The 7,628-nt window shown below is 34.9% G+C and carries 6 protein-coding genes; 5 read left to right on the top strand and 1 reads right to left on the bottom strand.

The window, feature by feature from the left end; all coding sequences use genetic code 11:
• A partial coding sequence (hutG, locus tag AC1DJR_RS12235) for a formimidoylglutamase (protein WP_477002708.1) occupies window positions 1-860 on the top strand: 860 nt, incomplete at its 5' end.
• A 291-nt stretch (window positions 861-1,151) separates the two neighbouring features.
• Window positions 1,152-1,613 carry a CarD family transcriptional regulator gene (locus AC1DJR_RS12230; RefSeq protein ID WP_429688434.1) on the top strand — a complete coding sequence of 154 codons (462 nt, stop codon included), beginning with the start codon at window positions 1,152-1,154 and terminating at the stop codon, window positions 1,611-1,613.
• 538 nt (window positions 1,614-2,151) lie between these two features.
• Here the strand turns inward: AC1DJR_RS12230 and AC1DJR_RS12225 are convergent.
• Window positions 2,152-3,246, bottom strand: a complete 1,095-nt coding sequence (locus AC1DJR_RS12225; RefSeq protein WP_429688430.1) for an NAD(P)-dependent alcohol dehydrogenase — start codon at window positions 3,244-3,246, stop codon at window positions 2,152-2,154.
• 433 nt (window positions 3,247-3,679) lie between these two features.
• On the opposite strand from AC1DJR_RS12225, the gene AC1DJR_RS12220 reads away from it, so the two are divergent.
• From AC1DJR_RS12220 to AC1DJR_RS12210, 3 genes are all read left to right on the top strand, one after another.
• The gene (locus AC1DJR_RS12220; RefSeq protein WP_477002707.1) at window positions 3,680-4,807 is read left to right on the top strand and encodes an alkene reductase; all 1,128 of its coding nucleotides are present in this window, start codon (window positions 3,680-3,682) and stop codon (window positions 4,805-4,807) included.
• Between the two features lie 67 nt (window positions 4,808-4,874).
• Window positions 4,875-6,443 (top strand): FMN-binding glutamate synthase family protein, encoded by a 1,569-nt coding sequence (locus AC1DJR_RS12215; protein ID WP_289404390.1) that lies wholly within the window; start codon window positions 4,875-4,877, stop codon window positions 6,441-6,443.
• A gap of 325 nt (window positions 6,444-6,768) precedes the next feature.
• Window positions 6,769-7,628 (top strand): sodium:solute symporter family transporter (locus tag AC1DJR_RS12210; protein WP_477002706.1); only part of this gene is annotated, 860 nt, incomplete at its 3' end.

Here is a 7,628-nt window from a genome sequence, read left to right as displayed (position 1 = left end):
CCTTAATTGGAGCGCCCTTTTCTAAACCATCTATTAGTCATTCAGGAGCATGTTTTGCACCAAAAACAATTCGTTCAATGTTGGATGCATATAGCACGTACGCAATTACAGAAGAACACGATATGAAAGAAAGTGTTCTTCATGATTGTGGTGATATTACGATGCATGTGACAGATATAAAAGAGAGTCATAACCGAATTGCGAAAACAGTTGGTCACTTGACGAAAGTAAATCCGAAAATGATACCAATCGTTCTTGGTGGTGACCACTCGATTAGTTTTCCGAGTATAACTGGTTTTGCAAATAGTAAAGGGAAGGTCGGTATTATTCAATTTGATGCCCATCATGATTTACGTAATTTAGATGATGGTGGTCCATCAAATGGTACACCGTTCCGTAGTTTGCTAGAAAATGATGTGATTACAGGAAAACAACTCGTTCAAATTGGGATTCGTAATTTTTCAAATGCACGAGCGTACCATGAATATGCAAAAGAGCATGGTGTGACAGTGTATACAATGAAAGATGTAAGAGAGCGAAAAATAAAAGATCTTATTTCAGAAAGTATTGAAGTATTAAGAAAACAAGATGTGACTTCTATTTATATTTCTCTTGATATGGACGTACTAGACCAAGCGTTTGCACCAGGCTGTCCAGCAATTGGCCCTGGTGGGATGGATAGTACAACTTTACTTGATGCAATTGAATTCCTTGGTAAAGAGCCACTCGTTCAAGGGATGGATATAGTAGAAATTGATCCAACTCTTGATTTTAGGGATATGACGAGTAGAGTAGCTGCGCAAGTGATTATGAGTTTTCTTTTAGCGCGAGAAACGATTAGTAAACAGGTTAGTATATAAGCGAAGGATCGTGTGTGAAGTTTTGAAGCAACCGTTTTTGTCATTATATAAAAATACATCGCTACTTATATGTAGTGATGTGTTTTTTTGTTTTACAAGGTATATAAAATTGGAGAAAATGGATGTAGAAATGTAACAAAATCGCGGGTTTTTTAGTGTTTCTGTACAGCTTGAATTTTTATGTGTAAATAAATTGACATAGAAAATAATTTTGTGATATTATAAAAATTTTGCTAAAAAAATAAATGTGTGTTAAGATTGAGAAGGTTACCATATATGGAGGTGGATTATTTGTTTCAAATTGGCGATAACATCGTTTATCCAATGCACGGAGCAGGTATAATTAAAGCCATAGAAGAAAAGGAAATCTCAGGAGAAAAAAGACAGTATTATGTTATAAAAATGTCGGCTAGTAATATGGAAGTAATGATTCCTATGGGGAAAATATTGAATTCAAATATACGACCAGTTACAGATATAAGGGCATTAACAAACATAATAGATATTTTTCAGCATGGGGAATCAGATAGATTACTTACGTGGAAACAAAGGTATAAATTGAACACTGATAAAATAAAAACGGGTAAAATACAAGAAGGTGCTGAAGTTGTACGTGATTTATTACGTATGCAGAAAGAAAAAGCACTTAATGCAAGCGAAAAGAAAATGTTAGATAACGCACATGAATTTTTGATTAGTGAGCTGGGATTAATTGAAGGTATCACAGAAAATCAAATAAAAAGCTTTTGTTAAGATTCATTGTAGATAATGTATTACATCCCAAAAAAGATYTTGAATTTTTTGGGAATATAATTATAGAAAATCAATCATTTCAAAGACATTCAACTCTTTCAAACCACTTTTAGAGCATTAACCTCTTTTGTTATTACTACAATTTAATCCATTTTTATTTTTTAATTTCTTTTACGAATGTTCGAAGTTTAATTAAATAACTCGATAAAATAGTTACTTGATTTTTGCAATCCTGATTCACACTGGCACGGACGAGGAGCCGTAAGGATGAAAGAGAGGTAGGGCTTTCATTGTTTTAGGTATATAAGTTATTATTTTTAGAAGAATACTGAACCACTCCCACTTCTATTGTTAAGAGATTTTCCATATGTGAGGAGATAATAATTGTTTATTTTCTTTATTTAAAAGAGATAAACGAATTGTTAGCCTTATATGGTCAACTAAAAAAGGTTTCCTACTTAGGAAACCTTTTTAATTTTATTTATTCCATTTCAGGATATTTTTGTTTTGTTAGTTATCGGGAAAAAGTAAACAAATGTTACTCCATTACGATAATAGGTTTAATCGTTTTTCCTGTTTTAGAATCTTCAAATGCTTGAGCAATTTCTTCAAAAGAATAGAATTGTACAAACTTATCGAATGGGAATAGTCCTTTTTGATAGAAATTAATTAATTTTGGAATGAATAGTTGCGGTACTGCATCACCTTCAACTACCCCTTTAATTGTAATAGCTTTTACGACAATTTCATTTGTTACGTTTAAAGTTAAATCCTTTTTACCAACAGCAACAGTTGCCATTGTACCTTTTACTCGTAAGCATTGAATGGATTGCAGTGTAACAGTATTTACGCCAGTTGTTTCAAATGAGTAATTAGCTCCACCGTTTGTAATTTCTTTAATTTTGGCAACTGGATCTTCGTTTAAGCTATTAATCGTGTGTGTAGCCCCTAATTCCTTCGCTAATTCTAAACGACTATCATGAATATCAATGGCAATGATTGTAGTACATCCAGCAATTTTAGCTGCCATTAAGCCACTAAGGCCAACAGCACCGGTTCCAAATACAACTAGGCTACTACCTGGTTTTGGCTGTAATGAATTTAGGATCGTACCGCTACCAGTCATAATTCCACAACCAAGTGGTCCTAACAAACGTATATCAACATCTTTTGGTACTTTTACAGCATTATTCTCATCAACCACGGCATGGTATGCGAATGAAGATTGGCCGAAGAATTGAGAAATGTCATTATTGTTAAGATCGTGTATAGGTGTTACATGGCGTTTGTTTTTTCCAGAGAAGTTTAATTCAATCATATTTTCGCAAGCAGCAGCATTACCATCTAAGCAATTTTCACAATGACCACAGTAAGAAAATCCAAGTACAACATGGTCACCAGGTTTAACCGATGTTACATTACTTCCCACTTTTTCTACAATACCAGAACCTTCATGTCCTAAAACAACTGGTTTTGGTGTTGGCATTGTACCGTCTAAAACTGTTGCATCTGTATGACATATACCCGAAGCGATAATTTTTACTAATACTTCATCGTCTTTAATATCGTTTAAGTATACTTCTTGCATATTAAAATCTTTTTCAGGTGTAGAAACGATAGCTTTTGTTTTCATTGTTATCCTTCTTTCTAAAAATTAAATAAGAAAAAATACTTTCAACTATCTAGGAGTCTTTTATTAGTTCCTAAAATTTCGTTGGTATAATTAAAAAACAAATGAATTATTGAAACCTCGTTAGTTTAAGTTTGAACATAGTACATTGGAAACAGGTTCTTTTTGGTTAGTAAATAGTTAAATAATTAATTACCAATRTATTCTATAGTAATAAAACTAGAAGAAAAGAAAACATCCACTTAACAAGTATTTTCCTCATCCACTTACTGAACATAAAAATAGACAGTAGAGTCTTGAATACCAGAACCCTTAAAGTTAAAAAACAGTTATTTTTATTATGCGAATATTCCTACGTAAGAGCGTATAAATTGACGTTACTATCTAAAAGTAAGTATGATGCGATTATAGTAAGAATTTTTTAGGGGGAAGAAAAATGACAAGTGCAAATAATAAAGCTGCAAGTATTTATGAAGGAACAAATATAAACGATTGGGGATCTTTTGAAAATATTGAAGAAACGAAGTTATTTCATCCGATTCAAATTGGATCTTGGTCTCTTCGTAATCGCATAGCGATGGCACCGATGACGAGATGTTTCGCGGATCATGAAACGGGAGTCGTTGGTACTGATGTGGTAGAGTATTATAGAAAACGTGCAGCTGATGGAGTTGGCTTAATTATTACAGAGGGAATCGTCATTAGCCCAAGGGCAAAAGGTAATCCGGGAGTACCAGGGATTTATACACAAGAACAAATCGATTCGTGGAAGCCTGTTACAGAGGCAGTACATAAAGAAGGTGGAACGATTATTGCTCAAATATGGCATGTTGGCCGTATGAGTCATCACGARATAATTGGTGRKCAAATGCCRCAAGCACCKTCTGCTATTGCTGCGGAGGGGAATGTTCCGCGTTTTCGTAAACCATTTGATACACCAGAAGCAATGACAATAGAAGAAATAAAAGAAGTTATCGGTCAATATGCACAAGCMGCAAAKAATGCGATAGAAGCTGGATTTGATGGTGTAGAAATTCACGGTGCACACGGATATTTAATTGACCAATTTACTTATGAATTTGCGAATAAGCGTACTGATAAATACGGCGGTGACTTAAAACAAAGGTTAACGTTTATGAAAGAAGTTGTTCAGGCTGTAATTGAAGCAGTTGGAGCTGATAAAACGCTTCTTCGCTTCTCTGCCTTTAAAGGTGATAATCCTACTTATATGTGGGAACATCCTGAACTTGCAATTGAAACGTTTGTAAATATGTTTAAAGAAGTTGGATTAACGATGATTCACCCTTCAACGATGAATTATACGCAAGTTATTGCTGACGGCAAGAATTTTCATCAATTAGTAAGAAAGTATTGGGATAGTACTATCGTAGGAGTAGGTAATTTGAATCCGAAAGAGGCAGAAGAAGCACTGCAAGAAGGAACAATTGATGTAGTGGCATTCGGAAGACCTTTAATAGCTAATCCAGATTTTGTTCATCGAATTAAAAATGCTGAAAGTTTAGTTGAATATGATGCGAAAGAGCATCTTGCTACATTAATTTGAATAAAGATAAAAGGAGAACACATCAGGTGTTCTCCTTTTATTATGGATTTTCATAGGAGGAAGCGGGATGAGTGAAACGCTACTCGTTATTATTAGTATATTGCTCTTATTGATGTTACTATTAATCATTTTTTTTATTATTACATTTTTTATTAAAAAACGGACGCATCATTCTATATTAAAGTTACATCCATACTTAGGAAGGATGCGTTATTTACTTGAAAAGATAGGACCGGAATTTAGGCAATATTGGTTTGATCATGATACGGATGGAAAGCCCTTTTCACGTTATGATTTTCAAAGTGTAATGTTTCTAGCAAAATACCGTTCAGAAATACTCGGTTTTGGATCAAAACGAGATTTTGATGCATCTGGATATTATATCGCTAATACATTATTTCCGAAATTAACAGATGAATTAAGTGTGAATGTAACGAAAGAACGTGAAGGGAAAAAGTATGTGATTCATAAAGAAGGGTTATTTTCACGAAGAGAAAAATTGACAGCGGATACAACGAATCTTTGGTTATATGAAGAAGACGATGCAATTATCGTCGGTGAAAACCGCAAATATCCGTGGAAACTGTATGGCATGTTTGGCGCATCAGCAACTTCTTACGGTGCGATTGGCGAAAATTATATTTTGGCAAGTGGATTTGGCGCGAAGATGGCTGGCGGTTCGTGGATTAATACGGGGGAAGGTGGTGTAATACCGGAACATTTACATACCGGTGCAAATATCGTTGCGCAAATTGGTCCAGGATTATTTGGATATCGTGATGAGGATGGTAAGTTTTCAATGAAGAAATTTATGGAGAAAGCGAAAGAAAGTAATATTAAAGCATTCGAATTGAAATTTGGGCAAGGTGCGAAAATACGTGGTGGTCATCTAGAGGGACAAAAAGTAAATGAGAAAATTGCTTCTGTTCGGAATGTGCGAGAAGGAGAAACGATTAATTCACCGAATCGATTTCCATTTTTAAAGAATGCAGTAGATACACTTTATTTTATTCAACGTTTGCAAGAAAACGGTGGTAAACCAGTTGGGATGAAGATTGTAATTGGACAGCAGGAACCGTTGGAAGATTTATTCAAAACGATGAAAGAGTTAAACATTTATCCAGATTTCATTACAATTGATGGTTCAGAAGGTGGATCAGGTGCTACGTATAAATCAATGGCAGATAGTATGGGAATACCGCTTATTCCAGCATTACTGACATGTATTGATACAGCGAATCATTACGGTGTTCGGGAAAAATTCAAAGTGTTTGCCTCAGGGAAATTAATTACACCAGATAAAGTGGCAATTGCTTTAGCCATTGGTGCAGATGCTGTAAATTCAGCACGCGGATTTATGATGGCAAGTGGCTGTATAATGGCACTTCAATGTAATTCCGGACAATGTCCATCTGGAGTTGCCACGACGAATCCGCACTATCAAAAAGCGCTAGATCCGTATGAGAAGAAATGGCGAGTAATGAATTATGTTGTTAGTATGAGATATAGTTTGTTCTCACTTGCGGCAGCAGCGGGAGTAAAGAGCCCGCGCCATTTAACGAGAGAGCATATTGTGTTTAAAGATGAGGTRGGGCGGATAGTTCCTCTTTCAGAATTGTTTCCTACTAGTAAATAGAAGATAAGCTATGTTTAATACATTAAAAGTCATACATTCGTATGGCTTTTTTCTTTTAAAATTCAACTAATAAACGAATGAAAATAAGGTGTGAAAAAACGCTATTTTATTTTCTGAATATTTTTACTTTAATTTCTTTTAAAAACCGGGTAATCCACTGGGATAAAGGCGTTTATAAAGGTTTTCACATGTAGTGAAAAGGGCTTGTTCACTTGAAAGAACAAAAAATGTTTGTTAAGGTAGGGAACCATAAGCGAAAACAAGAAAATAGAAAAAGTCATTTTTCGAAATTTTGAATGGCTTATATAACTAAGGGAGAGATTTGGTGAAGATTGAGATTATGGTTTCGCTTGCTATTTATATGGCAGGTATGTTGTATATCGGTTATTGGTCTTATAAGAAGACATCCGATTTATCAGATTATATGTTAGGCGGAAGGGGACTCGGTCCAGCAGTTACAGCTTTATCAGCTGGTGCTTCTGACATGAGTGGTTGGATGCTAATGGGATTACCTGGTGCGATGTATGCAACAGGATTATCAAGTGTATGGATTGCGATAGGTTTATTAATAGGTGCTTATGCAAACTATTTAATCCTTGCCCCGCGTTTGCGAACGTATACAGAAATAGCAAATGATTCAATTACTATTCCAGATTTTTTAGAAAATCGGTTTAAAGATCGTACGAAAATACTTCGTTTTGTCTCCGCTATCGTCATTTTAGTGTTTTTCACATTTTATGCGTCAGCTGGTTTAGTTTCAGGTGGACGTTTGTTTGAGAATTCTTTCAATCTTGATTATAAAATTGGTTTATTTGTAACTGTCGGTGTCGTTGTTGCTTATACATTATTCGGTGGCTTTTTAGCAGTAAGTTGGACCGACTTTGTGCAAGGTTGTATTATGTTTATTGCTCTTGTGTTAGTGCCAATTGTAGCTTTTACAGATGTCGGTGGTGTAACAGAAACATTCAATACGATTAAGCAAGTTGATGCATCGCATTTAGATATGTTTAAAGGTACTACAATTCTTGGTATTATTTCATTTTTAGCATGGGGTCTTGGGTATTTTGGTCAACCGCATATTATTGTTCGCTTTATGGCAATTACCTCTGTTAAAGATTTAAAAACTTCTCGTAGAATCGGTATCGGTTGGATGACGATTTCAATTATAGGTGCAATGCTTACTGG

The organism is Bacillus sp. 05T31 (genome assembly GCF_056396725.1).
The sequence above is the reverse complement of the archived record's forward strand: the minus strand, read 5'-3'. Positions and strand labels throughout refer to the sequence as shown.